Annotated in this window: 23 protein-coding genes; 10 read left to right on the top strand and 13 right to left on the bottom strand. The window is 73.6% G+C overall.

Going from position 1 to position 24,027, the window contains the following annotated elements; genetic code table 11:
- The first annotated feature begins 123 nt into the window (after positions 1-123).
- From AB0H75_RS27665 to AB0H75_RS27655, 3 genes are all read left to right on the top strand, one after another.
- Complete coding sequence (locus AB0H75_RS27665) at positions 124-660, top strand: hypothetical protein (RefSeq protein WP_367800986.1); 537 nt, start codon at positions 124-126, stop codon at positions 658-660.
- Between the two features lie 154 nt (positions 661-814).
- On the top strand, positions 815-1,207 hold the full coding sequence (locus AB0H75_RS27660) for a hypothetical protein (RefSeq protein ID WP_367800984.1): 393 nt from the start codon (positions 815-817) through the stop codon (positions 1,205-1,207).
- A gap of 131 nt (positions 1,208-1,338) precedes the next feature.
- Positions 1,339-1,770, top strand: a complete 432-nt coding sequence (locus tag AB0H75_RS27655) for a MarR family winged helix-turn-helix transcriptional regulator (protein ID WP_367800982.1) — start codon at positions 1,339-1,341, stop codon at positions 1,768-1,770.
- Positions 1,771-1,789: 19 nt separating this feature from the next.
- Here AB0H75_RS27655 and AB0H75_RS27650 read toward each other — a convergent pair whose 3' ends face one another.
- The 4 genes from AB0H75_RS27650 to AB0H75_RS27635 form a co-directional block, all read right to left on the bottom strand.
- Positions 1,790-3,079, bottom strand: coding sequence for a hydroxyacid-oxoacid transhydrogenase (locus AB0H75_RS27650; RefSeq protein ID WP_367800980.1), 1,290 nt, complete (start codon positions 3,077-3,079; stop codon positions 1,790-1,792).
- A gap of 124 nt (positions 3,080-3,203) precedes the next feature.
- Complete coding sequence (locus AB0H75_RS27645) at positions 3,204-3,419, bottom strand: hypothetical protein (RefSeq protein ID WP_367800978.1); 216 nt, start codon at positions 3,417-3,419, stop codon at positions 3,204-3,206.
- Between the two features lie 245 nt (positions 3,420-3,664).
- Positions 3,665-4,510 carry an SAM-dependent methyltransferase gene (locus tag AB0H75_RS27640; RefSeq protein WP_367800976.1) on the bottom strand — a complete coding sequence of 282 codons (846 nt, stop codon included), beginning with the start codon at positions 4,508-4,510 and terminating at the stop codon, positions 3,665-3,667.
- Between the two features lie 373 nt (positions 4,511-4,883).
- Positions 4,884-5,471 (bottom strand): TetR/AcrR family transcriptional regulator, encoded by a 588-nt coding sequence (locus AB0H75_RS27635; RefSeq protein WP_367800974.1) that lies wholly within the window; start codon positions 5,469-5,471, stop codon positions 4,884-4,886.
- 111 nt (positions 5,472-5,582) lie between these two features.
- Here AB0H75_RS27635 and AB0H75_RS27630 point away from each other — a divergent pair, with 111 nt between their 5' ends.
- Together AB0H75_RS27630 and AB0H75_RS27625 are read left to right on the top strand one after the other, a co-directional pair.
- Complete coding sequence (locus tag AB0H75_RS27630; protein ID WP_367800972.1) at positions 5,583-6,371, top strand: SDR family oxidoreductase; 789 nt, start codon at positions 5,583-5,585, stop codon at positions 6,369-6,371.
- A gap of 101 nt (positions 6,372-6,472) precedes the next feature.
- Complete coding sequence (locus tag AB0H75_RS27625; RefSeq protein ID WP_367800970.1) at positions 6,473-7,696, top strand: low temperature requirement protein A; 1,224 nt, start codon at positions 6,473-6,475, stop codon at positions 7,694-7,696.
- 3 nt (positions 7,697-7,699) lie between these two features.
- Here AB0H75_RS27625 and AB0H75_RS27620 read toward each other — a convergent pair whose 3' ends face one another.
- From AB0H75_RS27620 to AB0H75_RS27610, 3 genes are read right to left on the bottom strand one after another with little or no spacing between them, the layout of a single operon-like run.
- Positions 7,700-8,647 (bottom strand): diacylglycerol kinase family protein, encoded by a 948-nt coding sequence (locus AB0H75_RS27620; protein ID WP_367800968.1) that lies wholly within the window; start codon positions 8,645-8,647, stop codon positions 7,700-7,702.
- 53 nt (positions 8,648-8,700) lie between these two features.
- Positions 8,701-9,879, bottom strand: coding sequence for a winged helix DNA-binding domain-containing protein (locus AB0H75_RS27615; RefSeq protein WP_367800967.1), 1,179 nt, complete (start codon positions 9,877-9,879; stop codon positions 8,701-8,703).
- A gap of 9 nt (positions 9,880-9,888) precedes the next feature.
- On the bottom strand, positions 9,889-11,004 hold the full coding sequence (locus AB0H75_RS27610; RefSeq protein WP_367800965.1) for an acyltransferase family protein: 1,116 nt from the start codon (positions 11,002-11,004) through the stop codon (positions 9,889-9,891).
- Between the two features lie 124 nt (positions 11,005-11,128).
- Between AB0H75_RS27610 and AB0H75_RS27605 the strand changes: the two genes are divergently transcribed.
- The 5 genes from AB0H75_RS27605 to AB0H75_RS27585 all read left to right on the top strand — a co-directional run bounded on the left by AB0H75_RS27605 (position 11,129) and on the right by AB0H75_RS27585 (position 18,055).
- Positions 11,129-12,226, top strand: a complete 1,098-nt coding sequence (locus tag AB0H75_RS27605; RefSeq protein ID WP_367800963.1) for a glutamate--cysteine ligase — start codon at positions 11,129-11,131, stop codon at positions 12,224-12,226.
- A complete protein-coding gene (locus AB0H75_RS27600; RefSeq protein WP_367800962.1) occupies positions 12,207-14,033 on the top strand; it encodes an N-acetylglutaminylglutamine amidotransferase in 1,827 nt (608 codons plus the stop codon). Before AB0H75_RS27605 ends, AB0H75_RS27600 begins: the two co-directional genes overlap by 20 nt.
- Positions 14,034-14,041: 8 nt before the next feature.
- Complete coding sequence (locus AB0H75_RS27595; protein WP_367800960.1) at positions 14,042-15,874, top strand: prolyl oligopeptidase family serine peptidase; 1,833 nt, start codon at positions 14,042-14,044, stop codon at positions 15,872-15,874.
- Positions 15,875-15,944: 70 nt separating this feature from the next.
- Positions 15,945-17,726, top strand: a complete 1,782-nt coding sequence (gene ctaD / locus AB0H75_RS27590; protein ID WP_367800958.1) for a cytochrome c oxidase subunit I — start codon at positions 15,945-15,947, stop codon at positions 17,724-17,726.
- The gene (locus AB0H75_RS27585) at positions 17,723-18,055 is read left to right on the top strand and encodes a DUF3040 domain-containing protein (RefSeq protein ID WP_367800956.1); all 333 of its coding nucleotides are present in this window, start codon (positions 17,723-17,725) and stop codon (positions 18,053-18,055) included. The genes ctaD and AB0H75_RS27585 overlap by 4 nt, the downstream gene beginning before the upstream one ends.
- Here AB0H75_RS27585 and AB0H75_RS27580 read toward each other — a convergent pair.
- The 6 genes from AB0H75_RS27580 to AB0H75_RS27555 form a co-directional block, all read right to left on the bottom strand.
- On the bottom strand, positions 17,983-19,170 hold the full coding sequence (locus AB0H75_RS27580) for an acyl-CoA dehydrogenase family protein (protein ID WP_367800955.1): 1,188 nt from the start codon (positions 19,168-19,170) through the stop codon (positions 17,983-17,985). The two genes, AB0H75_RS27585 and AB0H75_RS27580, sit on opposite strands and share 73 nt — an antisense overlap.
- Before the next feature lie 19 nt (positions 19,171-19,189).
- Entirely contained in the window at positions 19,190-19,792 is a 603-nt protein-coding gene (locus AB0H75_RS27575; protein ID WP_367800953.1) for a hypothetical protein, read from the bottom strand.
- A 38-nt stretch (positions 19,793-19,830) separates the two neighbouring features.
- Positions 19,831-20,400 carry a DUF5709 domain-containing protein gene (locus tag AB0H75_RS27570; protein ID WP_367800951.1) on the bottom strand — a complete coding sequence of 190 codons (570 nt, stop codon included), beginning with the start codon at positions 20,398-20,400 and terminating at the stop codon, positions 19,831-19,833.
- 103 nt (positions 20,401-20,503) lie between these two features.
- On the bottom strand, positions 20,504-21,973 hold the full coding sequence (locus AB0H75_RS27565) for an aminotransferase class I/II-fold pyridoxal phosphate-dependent enzyme (protein ID WP_367800949.1): 1,470 nt from the start codon (positions 21,971-21,973) through the stop codon (positions 20,504-20,506).
- 94 nt (positions 21,974-22,067) lie between these two features.
- Positions 22,068-22,892: an NAD-dependent epimerase/dehydratase family protein gene (locus AB0H75_RS27560; protein WP_367800948.1), complete on the bottom strand. Its 825-nt coding sequence runs from the start codon at positions 22,890-22,892 to the stop codon at positions 22,068-22,070.
- The gene (locus tag AB0H75_RS27555; protein ID WP_367800946.1) at positions 22,889-23,965 is read right to left on the bottom strand and encodes a Gfo/Idh/MocA family protein; all 1,077 of its coding nucleotides are present in this window, start codon (positions 23,963-23,965) and stop codon (positions 22,889-22,891) included. The genes AB0H75_RS27560 and AB0H75_RS27555 overlap by 4 nt, the downstream gene beginning before the upstream one ends.
- Between the last annotated feature and the right edge of the window lie 62 nt (positions 23,966-24,027).

Here is a 24,027-nt window from a genome sequence, read left to right as displayed (position 1 = left end):
AGAACGTAGCATCGCGGTTACAGGATGAGGTCTTGTGCCATCGAGCCGCAGGTCATGACATGGCCATGCTCAGGACATGTCCGGCCCGCCGGTGCTCATCCGGAGGGTCGTAGACTGCCCGTCATGCGGCGATTGACCAGTACGGTGGTCGTGGTGGCGGGGGACGGGGCCGGCGAGGTGGTCGCCGGCCTGGACGGGCTGCACAACGTGCGGGCCATCCCGAAGGGCGAGCGCTCGCCGGCCGAGGTGGCGGAGCTGGCGGCGCGCTCGGCGGCCACGTACGTCGTGCACGACGCCGACCCGCTGGCCGGCGTGGCGGCGGCCTGGACGGCCTACTTCGACGGCACGGGCGTCGTCGGCGCGCTGGAGGTCGCGATCGAGGCCGCGCTCGGCGAGCTGCGCGCGGACCGGCTCGTGCTGCCCGACTACTACCTGGTGCTCGACCCCGACGCCATGACGGAGACCTGGCGGCACTGGTGGCTCGGGGTGCTGGCCGGGGCCGCGCCCGTGCGGGTGGTGCCGGTGCAGCCGGTGGCCGGAGCGGTCGCCGGCGAGCTGGGACGGCTGGCGGCGGGCCGCTGGTGGCCCGCCGACCTGGAGGGCTGGCTGCGCGGCCTGCCCCGGGTGGTGCCCGACCGCGCGGGCCTCGTGACGCCCTGACCTTTCCTGGCGGACGCTTGGCGGGCACCAGAAGTTCGTGCGCCCTCCGCCAATAAAGATTGGCGTTGCGGCGCGGGGTGGCGCGGACCGCGGGGACCTCGGCGAACTTACGTTCTGTCATGGCTCCTATCCGTGTGTAACCCAGGGGGGAAACATGCTTCGTCGTGCTCTGGCCGGCTGTCTGGCGCTGGCCGCCGCCGGCCTCGTCACCACCGCAGCCGGCACCGCCGCGCATGCCGACATCAGGGCGCCGTTCGCCCGGGCGGCGGCGATCGTGGACCCGGACGGCGCCCTGATCGACGAGAAGAACGTCTACCGTTCCTGGCGCTCCGGCACGGGCCAGTACTGCGTGCAGGTCGCCCACTACGTCGACACCCGCGAGGCGCTGATCCAGCTCACGCCGCGCCACGTCGGGCGGCTGCCGTTCATCGCCTACCGCTTCCCGTCGGAGCAGTGCGGCAGGCAGATCAACACGATCGCCGTCGAGGTGATCAGCGTGCGCAGCGGGAGCCGGGTGGACGGCGGCTTCGACATGCTCATCTCCTGACGTCCGCACCGCACCTCGCGCGGGCCGCGCGTCCCCCGCGGGCGCGCGGCCCGCGCCGTGTGCGCCCCGCAGGTCTCGTGCGGCATGCACGTTCTGTGTAGGTTGCACATGGTTGTGGTAGACAGGTCGCCATGGACAAGCCCACGCACCTGGTCGAGTACGAGACCATGCTGCTCGGCAGGCACCGCCATCTCGACCGCAGCGCGTACATCCTGCTCAGCCGCATCCGCGTGGCCGGCATGATGACGATCGGGCAGCTCAGCGAGGCCCTGGGGCTGGACGTGTCCACCCTCAACCGGCACACCTCGGCCCTGGTGCGGGCCGGGCTGGCCGAGCGCATCCCCGACCCCGAGGGCGGGATCGCCAGGAAGTTCCGCCTCACCGAGGCGGGCGAGCGCCACCTCGACGAGGAGCGGGCCAGGAACATCGAGGGCCTGGAGAAGGTGCTGGCCGAGTGGACGCCCGGGGAGGTGGCCGAGTTCGCCGGCTACCTGCGGCGCTTCAACACCGACGTCGAACGCCTCGGCGGACGCCGCCCCTGGCCGCGGGCCCACGGCTCGTAGACCGCCGCCCGCCCGCCCCTCACCACAGCTCGACGGAACGGGTCAGGATCGCCGCCAGGTCGTCCCCGTCCACCGGGCGCGGGGCGATGGCCAGCAGCCGCTGCTGCTTCATCGCCCCCTCCACCAGGGCGGGCACGTCCGCCCGCGAGTAGCCGACGCCGCCGATGCCGTTGGGGATGCCGATCTCGCGCATCAGCGCCGCCAGCACCGCCGGCAGCCGGCCCGCCGGGTCGCCCTCCTGCCCGGCGGCCGGGTCCAGGATCGCGGCGGCCCGCAGGTGGCGCTCCGGGCAGGCGTCGAAGGTGAAGCGGAACGCCTCCGGCGCCGTCAGCGCCACCGCCATGCCGTGCGGCACCAGCGGCTCGTCCTTCGGGTAGCCCTCCGGGCGGAAGTCCCTGACCCGGCCGGCGATGGGGTAGGCGTTGGCGTGCGGGATGTGCACGCCGGCGTTGCCGAAGCCCAGCCCCGCGAACGTCGCCGCCAGCGCCATCCGCCCCCGCGCGCCGGCGTCGTCGCCGTCGCGCACCGCCGCGCGGAACGAGCCCGCCAGCAGCCGCATCGCCTGCTCGGCCCACATGTCGGAGACCGGGTTGGCCCCGCAGTAGGGCACCCGCTCCTCCGGCCGCTTGCGCTCGAAGGAGGTGTAGGGGCGGGCGGTGTAGCTCTCCAGGGCGTGGCACAGGATGTCCATGCCGGCCGCGGCCGTCACGCTCGCCGGCTGGGTCATGGTCAGGTCCGGGTCCACGACGGCCAGCACCGGCCGCAGCCGCGGATGGCTGATGCCCGTCTTGACCTTCAGCTCCAGCACGTCCAGGACGCAGATCGTGGTGGACTCCGAGCCGGTGCCGGTGGTCGTCGGCACCGCGACCAGCGGCTTGAACGGCTGCGACGGGGCCCGGCCGCCGCCCACGGGCGGGTTGACGTAGTCGATGAGCGCGCCGGGGTTGGTGGTGAGCAGGTTGACGGCCTTGGCCGTGTCGATGCTGGAGCCGCCGCCGACGGCCACGAACGCGTCCCACGGGCCGCTGTCGCGGGCGTGGGCGACGGCCGCCTCCAGGCTCTCGTCGGTGGGCTCGACGTGCACGCCGTCGTAGACGCGCGCCTCCATGCCGTGATCGGCCAGGCGCGCGGCGACGCGGTCGGGCGCGCCGGTGGCGGCCACCCGGGCGTCGGTGACGACCAGGACGCGGCGGGCGCCGTACTGGGCGAGGTCGAAGCCGATCTCGGCGGCGGCGCCGGGGCCGAACTTCAGCGCGGGGGCGCCGTAGGTGAAGACCGACTCGGGGTCGGCGGGGACGGCGAACGTCATCGGGCTCTCCTCAGCGGGTCTGCCGGTCGCGGGGGCAATTTCATGCGTGTTCCTCCATCAGAAGTGCCCGATGTCCGCTTTGTAGCACGCACCCGTCCCGCATCTCCAGTGGCCCACTCCGCGCCTACGGGGTCCGGTGGCCCCGGTCGAACGCTCCGGTATGGCTCATGATCGTGGTCACGAGGCCGGCGATGGCGATGAAGGCGCCTCCGCCCCACCCCAGCGCCCCTGCCATCGGCAGGCCGTTCTCCCGCGCCACGATGAGCGCGACGAGTGCTATCACCAGCGAGAAGAGCATGTCGACGGCTAACCAGAGCGCGATGCGCAGCCCAACGTTCATCTTTTCCTCGCCTGTCATCAGGGCCGTTCTCCGACGCCGGTACGCCGATGCTCCGCATTATTGCGGTTCCTGGGCCGTGATGCAGGTGCAGATGCACGTGCAAAGATGCTTTTTCGCGAAAGAGTGGCATTTCCCCATTTCGGGGGTCCGTCGCGGCGGAAAATCCGGCCTGGAGGGAACAGGCCGAGACCCGATCCGTACGGACCGTCACCGATCACCGCTGACGGTGTCTGCACGTGCAGCGGTCACGGGATGTGGGCCACGGCGCCGTAGTTGCCGGAGGAGGAGGGCTGGTCGGCGCAGGCCGGGGTGTCGTCGTCCGGGAGGGCGGGGTGCCACTGCGGGACCCAGACGAGGCCGGGGGGCATGAGGTCCAGGCCGTCCAGCAGGGCTTCGACCTCCTCCTTCGTCCGGATGGCGAGGTGGGGGAGGGTCATGGCGAGGACGTCGCGGACGGCGGGGAGCAGCTCCGGGGGGACGGCGTCGAACGTGGTGTGCACCAGGGCGAGGAAGCTGCCGGCCGGGGCCGTGTGGCGCAGGCGCTTGATGACGTAGTGGGCGTACTCCTCGTCGTCCAGGCTCTGCGAGGACAGCAGCAGGACGGCGATGGGCCGCTCCCAGTCCAGGAACGTCTGGACGACGTGGTCGCCGAGCAGGTCGTCGATCTCGCGGATGTCGCCGTCCAGCACACGCACCAGGTCGGAGAAGGGCTCGATGGTGGCCTGGGCCATGGTGACGACCATGGGGTTGCTCTCGACGTACACGACGCGGACGGCGGGGCCGGGGGCGGCCTGGCGGGCCACGTCGTGCAGGCGGCGGCCGGGCGGCAGGCCGCTGGGCACGCCGCTACCGATGATCATGAACTGGTCGACGCCCTCGGTGGCGGCCAGGTGGCGGACGACGCGGGTCAGGAACTGCAGGACGGCGCGGGCTGCGGTGGTGAGGACGGGGGCGGCCTGATCGAAATGGCGGACCATCTCCTTGTCCGCCTGGAAGTTGTTCTTCCCGCCGGCGGCCGCGTCGAAGATGCGCGTCATTCTCGCTTGTGTCGTTTCGAGCTTGGCCAGGTTACGGACAGCCCTTTGGTGCATGAGCGTTGCCCCTTTCCCTCGCCGCCACCCGTTCGCGGTGGACGATCTTTGGACCTCACTCGATGACTCTGACCATATGTTCCAACAATTCCAGTTAATCGCAATGCGATAGACCGGTTATTTCGGGAAATGTTTGTGACCAGAATCTTCGTGAATGCCAGGGCGGGGCTTTTTCGATCAGTGCCGATCGAGGGGTTCGCGCAGGCCGGAGGGGGTGGCGCGGGGCTTCCGCGGACCGGGGGAGGGCCGGTTGACGAGCGGTCCGGACGATCGCCGGCGGCTTGTGGTATTTCGGGCCATTGATTCGCAGGGTGCCGATGGGGACGAGGAGCGTGCGCGGGCGGGAGTGACCGGCCCGATCGGCGGCCCGGGGTCAGGTCAGGGTCTGGCCGGTGCCCACGCCGCGGAGCAGGGTGTCGACCAGGCGGGCGGCCAGGACGTCGGCGTCGCCGTCGCGCGACTGCGCCGTCTCGTGGATCAGCGCGTAGTAGACCCGCTGGGCCCAGAGGGGATCGACGTCGGCACGCAGCACGCCGGCCTCCTTGGCCCTGGCGAACAGCCGCACGCAGCGCTCCCCGATGTCGGCGTGCACCCGGGCCGCGTCGCGGTCGGCGGTCATCGCCCGGCTCATGGCGAACCCCCAGTCGATCTTGACGCGCAGCACGTTGGCGGTGACCTGGTAGAGCGCGACGAGCGGCGGCGTGGTCTCGGGGTGGGCGGAGTCGACCGCCTCGGCGAAGCGGCGGGTGGCCCACGACGCCATCGCGGCCACCAGCGCGTCGCGGGAGGCGAAGCGGCGGTGCACGGTCGTGCGCGCCACCCCGGCGGCCTCGGCGATCTGCTCCATGCTGGCCGCCGGGTTCTGGCTGAGCACGCGTTCGGCCGCCTCCAGGATCGTGCGGACCGTGCGTTCGGCGTCGGACCTCAGCGCCCGCGTCCGGGTCGGCGTCGTCTCGTTCATCGGTCCAGAGTACGGCATCGACGCCGCTCGTTCATTAGTTGCATCTTCAGTGTTGCAAGTCGTATGGTTTGAGCGTCTTGAGGGAAGCATTTTCGGAAGGACCGACTGATCATGGACATGGAACTCGCGGGCAAGGCCGCCGTGGTGACCGGGGCGAGCAGGGGCCTGGGGCTGGCGATCGTCCGGGCGCTGGCCGCCGAGGGCATGCGGGTGGTGGCCGCCGCCCGGACGATCTCGCCCGAGCTGAAGGAGACCGGCGCGATCGCGCTGACGGCCGACCTGTCCACCCCCGACGGCCCCGCCACCCTGATCCGGCGGGCGCAGGAGGAGCTGGGTGAGCTGGACCTGCTGGTCAACAACGTGGGCGGCGGCGACGGCGGCGCGGACCGGCTCGGCGGCCTGCTCGGCCTCGCCGACGAGCAGTGGCTGAGCGACTACGAGCTGAACTTCCTCAGCGCCGTCCGCGCCACCAGGGCCGCCATGCCCGGCCTGCTGCGCCGGCGCGGCGCCGTGGTCACCATCTCCTCCAACGGGGCCCGCCTGCCGCACGCCGGGCCCATGACGTACACGACGGCCAAGGCGGCGCTGACCGCGTTCGGCAAGGCCCTGGCCGAGGAGTTCGGCCCGCAGGGGGTGCGGGTCAACACGATCTCGCCCGGTGCCGTCCGCACCTCCCTGTGGGAGTCCCCCGACGGGTACGGAGCCGCCCTGGCCGCCGCCCTCGGCCTGGAGCACCGGCAGCTCCTGGCCGGCCTCCCGGCGAGCACCGGCATGACCACCGGCAGGCTCGTCGAGCCGGACGAGGTCGCCGCCCTGGTGACCTGGCTGGCCTCGCCGCACGCCGCCAGCGTCAGCGGCGCCGACTACGTCATCGACGGCGGCGCCATCAAGACCGTCTGACGGCAACGAAACGCGTGAAAACCGCCAATGCCTAGGACGTCCCGCTATATGCGCCTATAACCTTCCGTCGGCATGCGATCTGGGGGAAGGGGGGTCCAGCCATGACGGACCAGGAGGGCCCGCGGCGCCGGCCGCGGTTACTGAGCGGGGCGCGCCCCACGGGGGAGAACCACCGGGCGACGACCTTCGAGCTCTTCTTCGACCTGGTCTTCGTCTTCGCGGCGACCCGGGTCACCGCCCTCATGGCGCACGAGCACGACTTCCAGGGCCTGCTTCAGGGGTTGCTGCTGCTCGCGCTGCTGTGGTGGACGTGGGAGGCCTACACCTGGCTCGGCAACCAGGCACGCGCCGACGAGGGCGTGGTGCGGGGCGGGATGGCGGTGGCAACCGTCGGGGTGTTCGTCGTCGCGCTGGCCGTCCCGGAAGCCTGGCACGACGCGCCCGGCGGGCTGCACGGGCCGCTCGTGCTGGTGTGCGCGTACCTGTTCGTGCGGGCCGTGCACCTCACCGTCCACAGCGTGGCGGCCGGGGGCGCCGCGGGGCCGCGCCGCCGGCTCACGCTCTCGTGGGCGTCCCTGCTGGCCGGCGTGCCGCTGCTGGTGGCCGGGGCGCTGTTCGGCGGCTGGACGCAGACGCTGCTGTTCGCCGGGGCGCTGGCCGTGGACTGGGCGGGCACGTACCTGGCCGCGCGCGACGGCGACTGGCGGGTGCACAGCGCCGCGCACTGGAGCGAGCGGCACGGCCTGTTCGTGCTGCTGGCCATCGGGGAGTCGGTGGCGGCCATCGGCGTGGGCGCCGCCGGGAGCGCCGTCGGGAGCGCTGTCGGGGCCGCGCCGCTGGCCGCCGCCGTCCTCGGCGTCGTGGTGGCCCTGTGCCTGTGGTGGCTGTACTTCGACGTGGTCGCGCTCGCGGCCGAGCACCGGCTGGTCCGTACGCTCGGCGCGATCCGCGCCAAGATGGTCGTGGACGCCTACACCTACGGGCACTTCCCGATCGTCGCCGGCATCGTCGTCACCGCGCTCGGCGTCGAGGGCGTGCTGGCCCGCGCGGAGCAGGGGGCGGCGCTCGGCGGGTTCTACGCGCCGGCGCTGTTCGGCGGGGCGGCCCTGTACCTGGGCGGGCACGTGCTGTTCGGGGCCCGCATGCACGCGGTGCTCAGCCTGCCCCGGCTGGTCGCCGTGGGGGTGCTGCTGGCCGCGCTGCCGGTGGCGATCATGGTGCCGCCGCTGGCCGCGCTGGCGTTGCTGACGCTCGTGCTCGCCGCGCTGGTGGCCGTGGAGACCATCCGGTACGCCGAGCAGCGCCGCGACCTGCGCGAGGTCTGAGCCTCACTCCGGCGGCGGCGCGATGACGCTCCAGGCGGCCGGGCGCAGGGTCCAGGCGCGGCGGGGCGCGGGCGGGCGCAGCTCGCCGTCGGCGTTGGCGGGCACCGGCTCGCCCTCGACCACGATCGCGCGGCCCCGGAACGTCGCCACGTCGTGCCGCTCGGGGTGCCGGCCGAGCCGCAGCAGCACCCCGTACGCCAGCCGCGCCCAGGGGGAGACGGCGTAGGAGACGACGACGTCGGCCAGGCCGTCGTCCGGCCGCGCGCCGGGCGCCAGGGGGGTGCCGCCGCCGATCGAGACGCCGTTGCCGACGCCCACCATGAGGACGCGCCGGCGGCCGTCGGCGACCTGCTCGCCGTCCACCCGCACCCGCAGCCGCCAGCCCTTGCTGCGTACCCCGGCGATCAGCGCGCCGGCCGCGTAGGCGGCGCGGCGCAGGAACGGCTTGAGCGGGGTCGCCTGCTGGGAGGCCACCGCGCCCACGCCGACGTGGACGGCGTTGAGCACGATCCCGTCCTCGCCGTCATCCCCGTCGTCCCCGTCGCCGTCGCGGCCGTCCCCGTCCCCGTCGCCGTCCGCGACGAGCAGGTCCAGCGGCCGGGCCGTGCCGCGCAGCACGATCCTGGCGGCCTCGGCGGGCTCCAGCGGGATGCCGAGCGTGCGGGCCAGGTCGTTGCCGGTGCCCATCGGGATCAGGCCGACCGGCCGGTGCTCCAGCTCGCCGCGGGCCAGCAGCGCCGCCACCACCCGGTGCAGCGTGCCGTCGCCGCCGAGCACCACGGGGTCGTGGCCGGGGTGCTCGGCCAGCGCCCGTTCCAGGTCCTGCGGCCCTTCCATGGTGCGGGACACCACGTCCGCCCCGCCGGCGAGCACGTCGAGCACCGCCTGCCGGGTGCGCTCGTCGTCCCCGCCCGCGGCCGGGTTGCCCAGCGCCAGCAGCCTGCGTGCCATCCGTCCCCTCCCAGAGATCGTCCGGTGCCCCGCCGCGCGCGGGTCAAACGCGATCAGCCGGGCAGCGTCCTGACCTCGGCCGCCGGCAGGTCGCCCCACCACCTCGCGTAGCGGCCGTAGACGCGCGGCTCGCGGCCGGCCAGCAGCGCCAGCAACTCCTTGGCCTCGACGGCGAGCCCGTGCCACGCCTCCTCGGGCAGGCGGTGGAAGGCAGTGGCCTCGATGCCGCCCTCCGCCGGCCGCCACACCCCGGCCACGTGGCCGTCCACCAGGAGCGTCGGCAGGACGTCGCCGTTGGCGCGGATGACGAGCCTGCGGTAGGCGGGCGGGATGACGCGGGCGCGGTCGGCGTAGGCCAGCAGCACGTTGTCCCACATGGCCATGAGGCGGGGCGGGGCGGGCGTGTCCGGGTCGGGGCGGGGTGCTCCGGGGAGGTCGAACAGCTCCGCGCCGTCCGGCCCCTCCAGGCGCTCCAGCTCGCCGGAGAGCGCCTGGAAGGCCGCGCGTGCCTGCGGCCGGTAGACCATGGCGAACTGGGCCACGTCCAGCACCGACGCGGGCCCGAACGCCGCCAGGTAGCGCAGGACGAGCGCCCGCAGGCAGGCGTCGGCGTCCCCGGCCGGAGGTGCGGAGCCGGAGGCGGCCGGGGGCGCGTCGGCGGTGGCCGGAGGTGCGGTGTCGGGGGCGGCCAGGTAGGCCGGGCGCGGGCCGAAGGACCACGGGCCGCCGGTCGGCGCGTGCCGCAGCGGCGCGATCGAGCGCATCGTCCGCAGCACGTCCTTGGGCGACAGCGGCGCCCGCTCGGCGATCCACGCCTCCAGCTCGGCCGCCGTCCTGGGCCGGTCGGCGAAGGCCAGCAGCTCCGGCACCATCGCGTCGGCCTCGGCGGGGGTGAGCCCGGTCGCGGCGAAGCGCTTGTCGCCGAGCCGCGAGGCCCGCAGCGTCCGCCGCATGGCCAGGCGCATCGCCGGGTGGTCGCCGGCGTGCACCACGTGCAGGGTGATGCGCATGAGCGTGGCCTTCACCAGCGACCCGGCGGCGAACGCGGCGTCCAGGCCGGCGGGGTCGAAGCCGGCCAGCCGGTTCCAGAGCGCGAGGTAGGGCGAGGCGGGCTCCTGCGCCTGGAGCGCGACCAGGCGGCGGACCGCGCCGGCCACGTCCAGGGGCTCGCGGCGCAGCAGGAGCTGCCGGGCCAGCGTGGCGCGGTTGAGGTCGCGGAGGGTGAGCGGCATGGGGACAATCTAGGCGTTCTCGGGAGTACGCAGCCGCCGGCCCAGGCGCTGGGCGGGCGCCTCGACCACGCGGTACGCCAGCCCGCTGAGCGGGATCAGCACGAGATAGTAGAGCCCGAGGCCGGGCACCAGGTGCAGCAGGATCGGGTGCAGCAGGTAGAGCGAGAAGCTGACCACGCCGAGCCAGGTCAGCCAGCGCGGGAACGCCCGCCCGCGCAGCGCGAACGCCAGCCCGAACCCGGCGAAGGCCAGCACCAGTGCCGGCGCCCAGCCGGGGTCGTCCTTGGCGGGGGCGCCGCAGCACAGCACGGCCGCCACGGCGAGCGCGGCCGCCCGCCACCGGATCTCGCCGCGCTCGGCCCGGTACACGGCGGTGCCCGCGAACATGGCCGCCAGGACGATCACGCCCTGCCAGGTGCCGCCCCGGCTGCCGAGGACCACCAGCGCGAGGCCGAGCAGGCCGCCCGCGGCGGCGGCCGCCGTCCTGGCCCGGCCGCCCGCCAGGGCGGTCACCGCGACGGCGGCGACCACGGCCAGGCCGAGCAGCGCGGCGAGCAGGTCGTGGCGGCCGATGGCGGCACGCGGTAAGAGCAGGCCCAGGGGCACGGCGAGCACCGCCAGGGACAGGGAGATCCCCGCGGACCTGCGGGCCTGGCCCAGCGCGTACAGGGCCACGCTGATCAGGTAGAAGGCCATCTCGTACGACAGCGTCCAGGTGACGTTGACGACGGCGGGCAGGTTGAGCAGCTCCTGGAGCATCGTCACGTTCCCGAGCGCGACCAGGGGGAGCGGGCGCGAGCCGAGCCCGGCGGGCAGCGCGAGGGCTCCGGCGGCGGCCAGCAGCAGCACCGCGCAGAAGGCGGTCAGCAGGAGCGGCAGGAGGCGGAAGGCCCGGCCGGTCCAGAAGGCGCGCAGGTCGCCGCGGCGCTCCAGCGAGGCGGGGATGATGTAGCCGCTGACCAGGAAGAACACGAACACGCCCCACGTGCCCAGGTCGATGCGCGCGTCCACGGCGGTGTAGAGGGCGGGAACGTAGGTCCAGCCGGCGTGATGGGCGGTGACGGCCAGGGCCGCCGGCCCCCGCAGGGCATCCAACCAGGCGAGCCGGGCAGGGGGCAGGGACATTCGTCGGAGTCTAGGCCATAAAGGGCGATGCTAAACCTGCCGCTTTTGGGGGAGTAGTCGCTTTTAGCGCTATATGTCGGGGGTGGTGGCGGTGCCGGAGCCGGAAGGACCGATCCGCGTCGGAGTGGAGGAAGAGTTCCACGTGGTGGATCTGCGTACGCGGCACGTGGCCGCCCGCTCGGGGCTGCTGCTGGCCTCGCTGCCGGCCGCCCGCTTCACCCACGAGTTGCAACGCTCGATGGTGGAGACCAACAGCCTGCCCTTCCACCGGCTGGAGGACCTGGCCCGCGACCTGTGCGAGATGCGCGCCAGGCTGATCGGCGAGGCCGACGCGCTCGGCCTCGGCATCCTGGCCGCGGGCAGCGCCCAGCTCGTGGACATGGACCAGCTCAAGATCTACCCCGACGCCCGTTACGAGCGCATGCTCACCGACTACCAGGTGCTCACCCGCGAGCAGCTCATCTGCGGCATGCACGTGCACGCCGAGGTCCGCGACCAGGACCTCGCCGTGGCGGTCGCCCACCGGCTCGCGCCGTGGCTGCCGACGCTGCTGGCCCTCAGCGCCAGCTCCCCCTTCTGGGACGGCTCCGACACCGGCTACGCCAGCTACCGGACCATGATCTGGCAGCGCTGGCCCACCGCCGGCCCGATGCCGCGCTTCGACTCGGCGGCCGATTACCAGCACATGGTCAAGGAGCTGATCCGCTCCGGGGTCATCGGCGACCCCGGGATGATCTACTTCGACATCCGGCCGTCGCAACACGTCCCGACGGTCGAGATGCGCATCTGCGACTCCTGCTCGCGCGTGACGGACGTCGTGCTCATCGCCGGGCTCTTCCGGGCGCTGGTCGCCAGGGAGCTGGACGAGCTGGAGCGGCACCCCGGCCGCGAGCCCGAGGTGCACCTGGAGACGGTGCGCGGGGCCACCTGGCAGGCGGCCCGCTTCGGGCTGGAGGCCGAGCTGGTGGACCCGGTGGAGGGCGTGCCGCTCCCGGCGGCGGAGGTGGTCACCCGCCTGCTCGACCGGGTGCGCCCCCAGCTCGCGCGGGCGGGCGACGAGGAGCTGGTCGAGGCGCTGGCGCGGCGGGCGCTGGCCCGCGGCAGCTCGGCGGCGCGGCAGCGGGCGGCCCACGCCCGGCGCGGCCGCCTGGAGGACGTGGTGGACCTGTTGCTGACCGAGACGCGCGACCGCGCGTGGGACCGTGACCTGCCGGTCGCGTGACGAGGAGGAGGACGTACGCATGTGCGGGCTGAGCGGGGAGATCCGCTTCGACGGTGAAGAGGCGGACATCGCCGCTGTGGACCGGATGACGGAGGCGATGCACGATCGCGGGCCGGACGGCTCGGGACTGTGGTCCCAGGGCCCGATCGCCCTGGGCCACCGCCGTCTCAAGATCATCGATCTGTCGGAGAAGGCGGCCCAGCCGATGGTGGACGGCGAGCTGGGGCTCGCGGTCGTGTTCAACGGCTGCCTGTACAACTACGGCGAGCTGCGCGAGGAGCTGCGCCGGGAGGGCTACGACTTCTACTCCACCTCCGACACCGAGGTGCTGCTGAAGGCGTACCACCGGTGGGGCGTGGCCTGCGTCGAGCACTTCAAGGGCATGTTCGCCTTCGCCGTCGCCGAGCGCGACACCGGCCGGCTGGTCCTGGGCCGCGACCGGCTCGGCATCAAGCCGATGTACCTGGCCGAGGACGGCCGCCGGCTGCGCTTCGCCTCCTCGCTGCCCGCCCTGCTGGCCGCCGGCGACGTGGACACCTCCGTCGATCCGGTGGCCCTGCACCACTACATGACCTTCCACTCGCTGGTGCCGGGCGAGCGTACGATCCTGGCCGGGATCCGCAAGCTGCCCGCCGCCACCGTCCGGGTGATCGACCGGGACGGCACCAGCAAGGAGCACCGGTACTGGGACCCGTCCTACACCCGGGGCGCGCTGCCCGAGCACGCCGGCCTGAGCGCCGGCGAGTGGCGCCAGGCCGTCATGGACGCCCTGCGCACGGCGGTGCGCCGCCGCATGGTGGCCGACGTGCCGGTGGGCGTGCTGCTGTCCGGCGGCCTGGACTCCAGCCTCATCGTGGCGCTGCTGGCCGAGGAGGGGCAGGAGGGGCTGGCCACGTTCAGCATCGGCTTCGAGCCGGCCGGCGGCGAGAAGGGCGACGAGTTCGCCTACTCCGACCTGGTGGCCCGGCGCTTCGGCACCGACCACCACCGCATCCGCATCCCCGACGCCCGGCTGGCCGAGGGGCTGGAGCAGGCGATCAGGGCGATGAGCGAGCCGATGGTCAGCCACGACTGCGTGGCCTTCCACCTGCTCTCGCAGGAGGTCGCCCAGCACGTCAAGGTAGTGCAGTCCGGGCAGGGCGCCGACGAGGTGTTCGCCGGCTACAGCTGGTTCCCGCCGCTCGCGGACGTGCCGCGCGAGCGGGCCGCCGAGGTCTACGCCCGCGAGTTCTTCGACCGCCCGCACGCGGCGCTGGCCGGCCTCGTCGCGCCGGAGTACCTGCTGGACCACGACGCCAGCGGCGCCTTCGTCCGCGACCACCTGGCCCGGCCGGGCGCCGACACCGCGCTGGACGCCGTGCTGCGCCTGGAGACCACCGCCATGCTGGTGGACGACCCGGTCAAACGGGTGGACAACATGACGATGGCGCACGGCCTGGAGGCCCGTACCCCGTTCCTCGACCACGAGCTGGTCGAGCTGGCCGCGGCCTGCCCCGCCGAGCTCAAGCTGGCGCACGGCGGCAAGGGCGTGCTCAAGGACGCCGCCCGCCGCCTGCTGCCCGCCGAGATCATCGACCGGCCCAAGGGCTACTTCCCGGTGCCCGCCGTCCGGCACGTGGACGGGCCCCTCCTGGAGCTGGTGCGCGACGCGCTGACCGGCCGGGCGGCGCGCGAGCGCGGCCTGTTCCGCCCCGAGTACGTGGACCGGCTGCTCGCCGACCCCGAGGCCGACCGCACCACGACCGGCGTGAACACCCTCTGGCAGCTCGGCCTGCTCGAACTGTGGATGCAGGCCCACGGGGTATGACGCGGCGTATGACGCCGCCCCTGGACGGGCTCGCGCGCGTTCCCGCGCCCGCGAGCCTGACCGTCGAGAACTGCCTGGCCCCCGCCCTCGCCCCGGACGACAGCGCCGTGGCCTACGTCAGCGACCGGGACGGCCTGCCCCGCGTCTGGATCCAGCCGCTGGACGGCGACGCCGAGCCCTGGCCGGTGGACACCGGGCCGCAGCCCGTCGTGGACGTGAGCTGGGCGCCCACGGGCGGGCACCTGGCCGTGCTGGTGGCGCCCGGCGGCGGGGAGCACACGCAGGTGTGGGCCGTCCAGGCGCACGGCGGCGACCTGCGCGCGCTCGCCGCCCCGCCCGGCGGCAGCGCCTCGATGGTGCGCTGGACGGGGCGCGGCGAGACGTTGCTGGCCGCCGAGACCGCGGCCGACGGCCTGACCACCGCCGTGCTGGTGGACGCCGTCACCGGCGCGCGCCGGCCGATCGCCGCCGGCCACCTGCTGCGGCCGGCCGCGGTCAGCCGCGACCACGCCCGGATGTTGCTGCGGCGCGGCCCGCGCGGCGCCCGCGCGATGTACGTGGCGGACCTGGCGCACGGCGAGGAGCGGCGGCTGCTGCCCGGCCTGCCCGGCAGCACCGACCTCGGCGCCCTGTCGCCGGACGGCGGCACGGCCTACCTGGTGTCCGACGCCGGCCGCGACCGCGCCGCGCTGCTGGCGGTGCGCCACGGCGCCGAGGCCGTGGTGCTGGCCGAGCGGCCGGACGCCGAGCTGGACCTGTTCGCGCTCAGCGCGGACGGCCGCCGCGCGCTGCTGGTGTGGAACCGGCACGGCCGCTCCGAGCTGGACGTCCTCGACCTGGAGGGCGGCGAGCTGCGCCCGCTGCCGCCCCCGCCCGCCGACGTGGTCACCTCGGCCCGCATCGCCTGGCACGGCACGCTGGCCGCCCTGGCGGCCGAGAGCCCGGAGGAGCCCTCGCACGTGCTGGTGTGCGATCTGGACGCGGGCCGCTACCGGCGCGTCGCGGGCGCCGCCCCGCTGCCGCTGGCGGGGGCCGAGCACCTGCGCTTCCGCGCCAGCGACGGGCTGGAGCTGACCGGCTGGCTCTACCGGCCGCCGCGCGTCACCGGCCCCGCTCCGTACGCGCTCTACCTGCACGGCGGCCCGGAGGACGAGGAGCGCCCGACCTTCAACCCGCTGTTCCAGAACCTGCTGGCGGCCGGGATCGGGGTGTTCGCCCCGAACGTGCGCGGCTCCGGCGGCCACGGCCGCGCCTTCCGCCAGGCCGACGACGGCCCGCTGCGCTTCCGCGCCGTCGAGGACGTCGCCGACTGCGCCGCCGAGCTGGTCCGCCGGGGCCTGGCCGACCCCGGCCGGCTGGCCTGCACGGGCTGGTCGTACGGCGGCTACCTCACCCTGGCCGCCCTGGTCACCCATCCCGGCCTGTTCCGCGCGGGCGTGGACGTGGCGGGCATCGCCGACTTCGAGACCTTCTACGCCCGTACCGAGCCGTGGGTCGCCGAGGCGGCCGTCAGCGAGTACGGCCACCCGGACCGCGACCGCGACCTGCTGCGCGCCCTGTCGCCGCTGCGCTCGCTGTCCCGGCTGGCCGCCCCGCTCCTGGTCGTGCACGGGGCCGCGGACACCAACGTCCCCCTGTACGAGGCCGAGCAGGTCCTCGCCGCCGCCCGCGCGCTCGGCCTGCCCTGCGAGGCCCTGATCTTCGACGACGAGGGGCACGAGATCCGCCGGGTCGCCAACCGGATCAGCTTCGTGGCCAAAGTGGTGGATTGGCTTTCCCATCACCTGCAAACGGTCGAGTACTCCTCAACCGGTCGTAAGGACTCCGGCCAGGCCCGGTAACCAGGCGGTTCCCCGTCAGGGGCCCGGGTACCGGATGCTCGACCCGTGGCGCGCATGACGGAGAGCAGGTATGACGACGTTCAAGTCCGGCGAGGAGCCGCTGACCTCACCCCTGGCCCCGGCGCGCCATCACCGCCGGGGCGCGGTGATCGTGTCGTGGCTGACCTCCACCGACCACAAGGTGATCGGGTACCTGTACCTGATCACCGCGTTCCTGTTCTTCGCCCTGGCCGGGATCATGGCGCTGATCATCCGCGCGGAGCTGGCCCAGCCCGGCATGGAGGTCGTCAGCCAGCAGGCCTACAACCAGCTCTTCACCCTGCACGGCACGATCATGATGCTGCTGTTCGCCACCCCGCTGTTCGCCGGGTTCGCCAACGTCATCATGCCGTTGCAGATCGGCTCGCCCGACGTGGCCTTCCCGCGGCTCAACGCGGTCAGCTACTGGCTGTTCCTGTTCGGCGGCCTCATGGTGTGCAGCGCGATCTTCACCAACTTCGGCTCGCCCGACTTCGGCTGGACGGCGTACACGCCGCTGTCGCACGCCACCTTCAGCCAGGGCATCGGCGGCGACCTGTGGGTGATGGGCCTGGCGATGTCCGGCCTGGGCACGATCCTCGGCTCGGTGAACTTCTTCACCACCATCATCTGCATGCGCGCGCCGGGCCTGAGCATGTTCCGCATGGCGATCTTCACCTGGAACACGCTGCTGACCAGCATGCTCGTGCTGATGGCGTTCCCGGTGCTGACCGGGGCGCTGATGGCGCTGGAGGCCGACCGCAAGCTCGGCACCCACATCTACGACGCGGCCAACGGCGGCCCGATGTTGTACCAGCACCTGTTCTGGTTCTTCGGCCATCCCGAGGTCTACATCATCGCGCTGCCGTTCTTCGGCATCATCACCGAGGTCATCCCGGTCTTCAGCCGTAAGCCGATCTTCGGCTACGTCGGCCTGATCGGGGCCACGATCGCGATCGCCGGGCTGTCGATGGCGGTGTGGGCGCACCACATGTTCGCCACCGGGCAGGTGCTGCTGCCGTTCTTCTCGTTCATGACGTTCCTCATCGCGGTGCCGACCGGGGTGAAGTTCTTCAACTGGATCGGCACGATGTGGCGGGGCCATCTGAGCTTCGAGACGCCGATGTTGTTCGCCGTCGGGTTCCTCATCACGTTCCTGCTGGGCGGGCTGACCGGGGTGATCCTCGGCTCGCCGCCGCTGGACTTCCACCTGCACGACTCCTACTTCGTGGTGGCGCACTTCCACTACGTGGTGTTCGGGACCGTGGTGTTCGCGATGTTCGCCGGGTTCTACTTCTGGTGGCCGAAGATGACCGGCAGGATGCTCAACGACCACATCGGCAAGTGGCACTTCTGGCTGCTGTTCATCGGCTTCCACACCACGTTCCTGGTGCAGCACTGGCTCGGCGTGGCCGGGATGCCGCGCCGCTACGCCGACTACAGCTCGGCCGACGGCTTCAGCGACCTGCACCTGATCTCCTCGATCGGGGCGTTCATCCTGGGCCTGTCCACGCTGCCGTTCCTCTACAACGTCTGGTGGACCGCCCGGCACTCGCCCCGCGTCACCCAGGACGACCCGTGGGGCTACGCCAACTCGCTGGAGTGGGCCACCTCCTGCCCGCCGCCCCGGCACAACTTCACCAGCATGCCGATGATCCGCTCCGAGCGGCCCGCCTTCGACCTGCACTACCCGCACACCGTCCGGCACCGCGACGACGACGAGCAGGCGGGCCCCGGGATCGAGGACGGCCCCGAGATCGAGGACGGCCCCGGGATCGAGGACGGCCCCGAAGGCAGGCTCGGCCCCGGGAGTGGCACGGAAAGCGGGCGGTGAGCCTCTCCGATCGCGAGCGGCGCCTGCTCGCCCAGATCGAGCGCGACCTGCGCTGCCGCGATCCCCGCTTCACCCGCCGCATCGAGGCGCTGAGCCGGCAGGGGCCGCAGCGCTTCGCCTGCCACGTGAGTACCCGGCAGTTCGTCTGCATCCTGCTCGCCGTGGTCGCGCTGACCCTCCTGTCGGCGGCCGTCCTGGTGCTGACGGCCCCCGAGGGCGGCCGTCCTCCCGGGGGCCGCCCGTCCGCGCCGGCGGGTCACACGAAGGCGCTGAGCCCGGTGACCGCGCGGCCCACGATGAGCGTGTTGATCTCGCGCGTGCCCTCGTAGGAGTACAGGGCCTCGGCGTCGGCCACGAAGCGGCCGATGTCGTAGTCGAGCACGATGCCGTTGCCGGCCAGCAGCTCGCGCGCCCACCCGACGACCTCGCGCATGCGCGTGGTGCAGTACGCCTTGGCCAGCGCCGAGTGCTCGTCGCGGTAGGTGCCGGCGTCCTGGAGCTGGGCCAGCCGCACCACCATGCCCAGCGAGGCCGTGGCGTTGCCCAGCATCCGCACCAGCAGGTCCTGGACGAGCTGGAACTTGCCGATGGGCCGGCCGAACTGCTCGCGCTCCTTGGAGTAGGCCAGGGCGATCTCGTAGGCGGCCAGCATCACGCCGACCGCCTGCCAGGCCACGCCGCTGCGGGTGCGGCGCAGGATCCCGGCCGTGTCGCGGAAGGAACGGGCGTTCTGCAGCCGGTTCGCCTCGGGCACGCGGCAGCCGTCCAGCGTGATGTCGGCGTTCTGGACCGACCGCAGCGCCATCTTGTTCTCGATCTTGGTGGCGGTGAAGCCGGGCGTGCCCTTCTCCACCACGAAGCCCTTGACGTGCTTGTCGTCGGCGTCACGGGCCCAGACCACGACGAGGTCGGCGAAGGTGGCGTTGCCGATCCAGCGCTTGGCGCCGTCCAGCACCCACGTGTCGCCCTCGCGCCGGGCCGTGGTGCGCATCCCGCCGGAGACGTCGGAGCCGCCGTCCGGCTCGGTCAGCGCGAACGCGCCGATCTTCTCCATCCTGCTCATCGCGGGCAGCCAGCGCTCGCGCTGGTCGGCCGAGCCGCAGGCCGCGATGCTGCCCATCGCCAGGCCGGTGTGCACGCCGAAGAAGGTCGCCATCGACGGGTCGGCGTGCGCCATCTCCATCGCCAGGAAGCCGCTGAGCAGGCTGCTCGGCTTCGGCCCCGGCACCTCGTCGTAGGCCAGCCCGGCGATGCCCAGGTCGGCGTACCCCTGCACCAGATGGGTGGGGAACTCCGCGCGGGCCCAGTAGTCGTTGGCGATGGGCACGACCTTCTCGCGCAGGAACTCCCGCACCCGCAGCAGGATCTTCCGCTCCTCGTCGGGAAGCAGCTCCTCGAACGCGTAGAAGTCCCCCGTCAGCAGGTCCGCCGGCGACTCCGCCATCTCCACCCCTCCGCTTTCGTCAGTACGGCCGCCCGGTCCCTTCACCGGGCAGGTAACCGCCGTCGCTGCTGTCGGTGCGGCCCGAGCCGCCGTCCGGGTCGTCCTCCTCGTCGGAGCCCACCCAGTCGCCGCTCGCGTTGATGTGCTCGCCGCCGGGCAGGCCGGGCTCCGGCTCGGACGGCGGCTCGCCGCCGTCGTCGTCGATGATCATGCCGTGCTCGGCCTCGTCCACCGGGCCCTGGACGCGGAAGCCCGGGTCGCCGCCCTCGCCCTGCGGTTCGAGCTGGTCGGGCGGCATCGGGTGCGGGCTCGGGCCGTAGGTGGCCACGTGGCCCTCGATCTCGTCGGTACGCGCCGCGACCGACTTCTCGCCGGAGCCCGCCGTGGCCGACCACTCGTCGTCTCGGCCGGCCACGAACCCCATGGGCGTGGAGTAGCCGCTCTTCGGCTCGGCGTCGTCGCGCGGCTTCGACCCCGGGCTCGGGTTCGAGCCGCGGATCGAGGCGGGGCCGATGTCACCGCCCATGTTGTGCAGCTCGGCGTCGAACGTCGTGCCCTTGTCCTGCTCGCGCCGCTTGTCGCGCTCCTCGCGCTCCTCGTCGGAGCGCTCCTGGTCCGTCATCTTCGCCTCCTCGCTCGTCCCGGGCCGGTCCCTGTCGCTCATTCGGGCTCGATCCGCATGGCGGCCTCCTCCGCCGTGTAGCCGCCCATGTCGGGGCCGACCTCGGTGGCGATCTCGTCGGGCTCGACGTCGCCGTGCGCCCCCTCGTCGGGGGCGACCAGCCGGCCGGCCCGCCGCGGCTCGTCCCAGACCTGGCCGGAGGGCTCCTCGGGCTGCGCGTCCCACCCCGGGTCCACGTCGTCGTCGCGCTCGTAACCGGTGTCCAGGTCCGAGCCCACGCCCAGGCCGCTCTCCTCGGTCACCCGCTCGACCTCGGGCGCGTCGTCCTGGTCGGTGGGCAGGCGGTCGGCCGTGGCCGACTCGTCCACCCCGAACATCGCCTGCTCCTCGGGCAGCTCGCGGTCCAGGCGGCCGGTCAGCGACTCGCCCTGGATCTGCTCGTCGATCGTGGTGCCGAAGTCGTTCACGGCCACCGGGTGGTCGGCGGGCAGCGGCGCCTCCTGCGGGTCCACCGCCCACTGCTGCTGGGGCGTGCCGTCCTGCAGGTCGGGGATGCCCTCGTCCTCGAAGCGCGAGTGCGGGTCGTGCTCGGGCGTGTGGTGCGTCATGACGCTCCCCCCGTTCTTCCGTTCGTCGTCGTCTCGTCTCTGGAGCCGGGTGTCCGGACACCCCGGCCCCTACCCACGCCGGCCATAAGGCCACGTGAACAGCTCAATCGTCTTCGGCCACCACCCGGAAGGTGTCCAGGGACGGGTCTGCCGAGTCCGGGATGACCATCCCGCCCGCCAGGCCGCTGCGCAGGTACCGCACGACCTCGGCGGTCAGGCGCTCGCCCGGGACCACGGCGGGGATGCCCGGCGGGTAGGGCGTGATGAGCTCGGCGCTGACCCGGCCCGCGGCCCGCTGCCAGGACACGTGCTCGACCTTGGCGAAGAAGGCGTCCCTGGGCCGCACGGCCTGCTCCATCCGCAGCCCGGACGGCGGCGGGATCTCCAGCTCCGGCGCGGGCGGCAGCTCGGCGGCGCGCTCGCCCAGGTCGCGCAGCGCGGTCAGCAGCCGGCCGGCGGTCTCCTCGTCGTCGGCGTGCGTGAGCTGGACGCCGAACCGGCGGTGGTCGGAGTGGCCGAGGTTGATCCGGTGGTGCTCGCGCATCCAGTCGGTGACCTGGTACCCGCCGGTGCCGAGGCCGGTGACGTCCACCATGATCTGCAGCGGGTCGGCGTCGAAGGCGTAGCCCCCGCCGACGAAGTCGTCACGGCCGTGCACGTGCAGGCCGTCGATGGCGGCGATCTCGGCGCGCACCTCGCGGGCCAGCTTCAGCACGCGGTCGTACATCTCGTGGCCGTGCTCGACCATCTGGCGGCGCCAGCCGTCCAGGGCCGCGTAGATGAGCACGGAGGGGCTGGTGGTGCTGAAGAGGTCGGAACGTTCCTTCAGCAGCTCCGGCGCGATGAGGTCGCCCTGGAGGTGGAAGACCGAGCTCTGCTCCAGGCCCGAGCCCATCTTGTGGATGCTGGTGACGCAGACGTCCGCGCCCGCGTCCATGGCCCAGGTCGGCAGGTCGGGGTGGAAGGGCAGGTGCGCGCCCCACGCCTCGTCCACGAGCAGCGGCCTGCCGCGCTCGTGGCACACGCGGACCAGCGTGGCCAGGTCGGTGCACGTCCCGTACGGGGTGGGGGCCACCACCAGCGCGCCCAGCGCGTCGGGATGCCGGTCGAACGCCTCGGCGAACGACTGCGGGGAGGGCGCGTGGGCCATGTGGCGCTCGGCGTCCCACTGCGGCTCGACCCACACCGGATGGCTGCCGGACAGCACCAGCTCCGCCACCACCGACTTGTGCGCGTCCCTGCCGATCAGGATCTTCTCCCCGGGCCCGGCCACCGACAACATCGCGGCCTTGACCGACAGGGAGCTGCCGCAGGTGGAGAAGAAGGTGTGGTCCGCGCCCACGGCGTCGGCCATGAGCTGCTCGGCCTTCTCCAGGACGCCGCCCGAGGAGGAGCGGTCGTCCAGGCCGCCGGTGGCCAGCACGTCGTCGCGGAAGACGGCCTCGCCCAGCACCGCGGAGACGCGCGGATCGACACCCCGGGCCTGCTTGTGCCCGGGCGGGGTGAAGGGGAGCTGCCCGCTGTCGTGGTAGGCCTCCATAGCCTGCAAGATCGGTGCCTGGGAATGATCCATGGGCCCGCTTTTGCCCTGACAGGACGGCCGGAAACGCCGGAGTGGTATTCGCCACGGTTGCCCACTCCGGCGGTCAAGGCCGGGAAAGGTGAGGTCAGACCGGTGCGGCCCCGCTCCGCTCGCCCAGCCGGTCCAGCAGGGAGGTGTGGACCGGGCGCCAGCCGAGCAGGCTCCGCGTCCGCTCCGAGGAGACCTCCTGGTCCCGGGTGAACAGGTCGGCCAGCGCGCCCAGCTCGGCCCGCGCCTCCTCCAGCGGCCAGGAGGCGGCCCGGCCCCCACCCAGGGCCGCCGCGATCGCGTCCAGGCGCACGGTCTCGCCGACGCCGTGCCAGACCGTGCCGGGCCCGGCCCGCTCCAGGACGGCGACGTACAGGGCGGCCAGGTCGTCCACGTGCACGACCGGCCAGCGCACGCCCGGCTCGCCGATGTAGACGCCGGTGCCCCGCTCGGCGGCCTTGCGGGCCAGCAGCCCGGGGACGAGGCCGCCGCCGTTCCCGTACACCATGCCGGGCCTGATCACCTGGCCGCCCGCCGCGAGCACCCGCCGCTCCACCTCGGCCCGCCAGGAGACCAGCGGGTGCGGGTCGGGCGGGCTGTCCTCGTCCGCCCGGCCGCCGCCCAGCACGGCCGCGCCGGTCGTCCAGAGCACCGGGACGCCGGTCGCGGCCAGGGCGTCCGCGCCCGCCAGGTCGATCTCCGCGCCGAGCGGCGGCCCGGCGTGGACCACGCGGTCGAAGCCCTCGGCGGCGCCCGCCAGCGAGGCCGGGTCGGCCAGGTCGCCGGCCACGGCCCGCACGCCGTCCGGCGGGGCGCCGCCGTCCGGGCGGCGCAGCGCGGCCACCTCGTGCCCGGCCCGCGCGAGGGCGGCGGCCGCGGCCGCGCCGATGTAGCCGGTGGCGCCGATGACCAGGACGTTCATGAGATCTCCTCCTTGCCGCCGTGCCCGGCGGCGCGCTCGACGGCCGCGAGCAGCCGGTGGTGGCGGGCGGCGGCGTGGAAGTCGGGGTGCGGGTCGCGGCCCTCCGCGAGGGCCGCGGCCAGGTCGCGGTAGAGGGCCGCGATGTTGGCGACCGGGCCGTCCTTCGGGTGGAACGGGACGGTCCGGTAGGAGTCCGGCACCTCCACCGGCTTCCCGTCGATGCGGATGTCCCAGTCGGTCCAGTGCAGGTACGTGCCCGGCCGGGGCGCCGTGGCGGTCAGCACCGCCCGCGAGCCGGCGAGCTTGACGAGGAACCCGTCGGGCGGCGCGGCCGAGCCGTGCACGGTGACGGAGGCGGTGGCGCCGCCGTCGAGCGTGCCGTGCAGGAGGACCTGGCCGGGCACCCGGTTGGGGACCGTACGGCCGGTGCCGGTGACCTCGACCTCGTCGTACAGGCGGGGCAGCCGCGCCGACAGCTCGGTCAGCGGCCCGGCCAGCCGCTCCAGGGTCGTCACGAAGTGGCCGCCCATGATGGTCAGCACGGTGTTCCCGCCCGCCGGTTCGGTGCCCCAGGCCAGCTCCGGCGCGATGGCGGCGCCGCCCAGCGGCCCGCCGGAGGCCACCAGGACGGCCGACTCCAGCCGGCCGAGCCGCCCCTCCGCCACCAGGTCGGCGACGAAGCGGACGTCCGGCGAGTGGTGCCCCTGGAGGCACACCGCGTGCGCCACCCCGGCGGCCGACGCCGCGCGGGCCAGCTCGCCGGCCTCGTCCGCGCCCACTGTCAGCGGCCACTCCGACAGCACGTGCTTGCCCGCCGCCAGCGCGGCCCTGATCAGTTCCGCGTGCAGCGGGGCGCGTACCGAGACGACGACCAGGTCCACGCCGGGATGCCCGATCAGCTCCGCCGCGTCGGCGAACGCCGCGGGCGCGCCGAACCTGGCGGCCACGTGCTCCGCGCTCTCCCGCCGGGTCGTCGCGACGGCGGCGATCCGGTACTCGGGCAGCCCGGCCAGCGCGGGCAGGTGGGAACCGGCGGCCCACCCGCTCGCGCCGATCACTCCGACTCCGATCACAGGTCCTCCCTGAGTTTCATATCGATCGGTATGAAACTAGGGCGGGACGGGGCCGGGAATCA

It is taken from the genome of Nonomuraea sp. NPDC050783, assembly GCF_040802095.1.
Taxonomy (GTDB): Bacteria; Actinomycetota; Actinomycetes; order Streptosporangiales; family Streptosporangiaceae; genus Nonomuraea.
The sequence above is the reverse complement of the archived record's forward strand: the minus strand, read 5'-3'. Positions and strand labels throughout refer to the sequence as shown.

Excerpts from the sequence above, each read along its gene's own strand:
- AB0H75_RS27560 (WP_367800948.1), bottom strand. The coding sequence starts at position 22,892 with ATGAACGTCCTGGTCATCGGCGCCACCGGCTACATCGGCGCGGCCGCG.
- AB0H75_RS27655 (WP_367800982.1), top strand. The coding sequence starts at position 1,339 with ATGGACAAGCCCACGCACCTGGTCGAGTACGAGACCATGCTGCTCGGC.
- AB0H75_RS27610 (WP_367800965.1), bottom strand. The coding sequence starts at position 11,004 with ATGTCCCTGCCCCCTGCCCGGCTCGCCTGGTTGGATGCCCTGCGGGGG.
- AB0H75_RS27615 (WP_367800967.1), bottom strand. The coding sequence starts at position 9,879 with ATGCCGCTCACCCTCCGCGACCTCAACCGCGCCACGCTGGCCCGGCAG.
- AB0H75_RS27630 (WP_367800972.1), top strand. The coding sequence starts at position 5,583 with ATGGACATGGAACTCGCGGGCAAGGCCGCCGTGGTGACCGGGGCGAGC.
- ctaD (WP_367800958.1), top strand. The coding sequence starts at position 15,945 with ATGACGACGTTCAAGTCCGGCGAGGAGCCGCTGACCTCACCCCTGGCC.
- AB0H75_RS27575 (WP_367800953.1), bottom strand. The coding sequence starts at position 19,792 with ATGACGGACCAGGAGCGCTCCGACGAGGAGCGCGAGGAGCGCGACAAG.
- AB0H75_RS27645 (WP_367800978.1), bottom strand. The coding sequence starts at position 3,419 with ATGAACGTTGGGCTGCGCATCGCGCTCTGGTTAGCCGTCGACATGCTC.
- AB0H75_RS27635 (WP_367800974.1), bottom strand. The coding sequence starts at position 5,471 with ATGAACGAGACGACGCCGACCCGGACGCGGGCGCTGAGGTCCGACGCC.
- AB0H75_RS27570 (WP_367800951.1), bottom strand. The coding sequence starts at position 20,400 with ATGACGCACCACACGCCCGAGCACGACCCGCACTCGCGCTTCGAGGAC.
- AB0H75_RS27665 (WP_367800986.1), top strand. The coding sequence starts at position 124 with ATGCGGCGATTGACCAGTACGGTGGTCGTGGTGGCGGGGGACGGGGCC.
- AB0H75_RS27595 (WP_367800960.1), top strand. The coding sequence starts at position 14,042 with ATGACGCCGCCCCTGGACGGGCTCGCGCGCGTTCCCGCGCCCGCGAGC.
- AB0H75_RS27660 (WP_367800984.1), top strand. The coding sequence starts at position 815 with ATGCTTCGTCGTGCTCTGGCCGGCTGTCTGGCGCTGGCCGCCGCCGGC.
- AB0H75_RS27565 (WP_367800949.1), bottom strand. The coding sequence starts at position 21,973 with ATGGATCATTCCCAGGCACCGATCTTGCAGGCTATGGAGGCCTACCAC.
- AB0H75_RS27640 (WP_367800976.1), bottom strand. The coding sequence starts at position 4,510 with ATGCACCAAAGGGCTGTCCGTAACCTGGCCAAGCTCGAAACGACACAA.
- AB0H75_RS27580 (WP_367800955.1), bottom strand. The coding sequence starts at position 19,170 with ATGGCGGAGTCGCCGGCGGACCTGCTGACGGGGGACTTCTACGCGTTC.
- AB0H75_RS27625 (WP_367800970.1), top strand. The coding sequence starts at position 6,473 with ATGACGGACCAGGAGGGCCCGCGGCGCCGGCCGCGGTTACTGAGCGGG.
- AB0H75_RS27650 (WP_367800980.1), bottom strand. The coding sequence starts at position 3,079 with ATGACGTTCGCCGTCCCCGCCGACCCCGAGTCGGTCTTCACCTACGGC.
- AB0H75_RS27620 (WP_367800968.1), bottom strand. The coding sequence starts at position 8,647 with ATGGCACGCAGGCTGCTGGCGCTGGGCAACCCGGCCGCGGGCGGGGAC.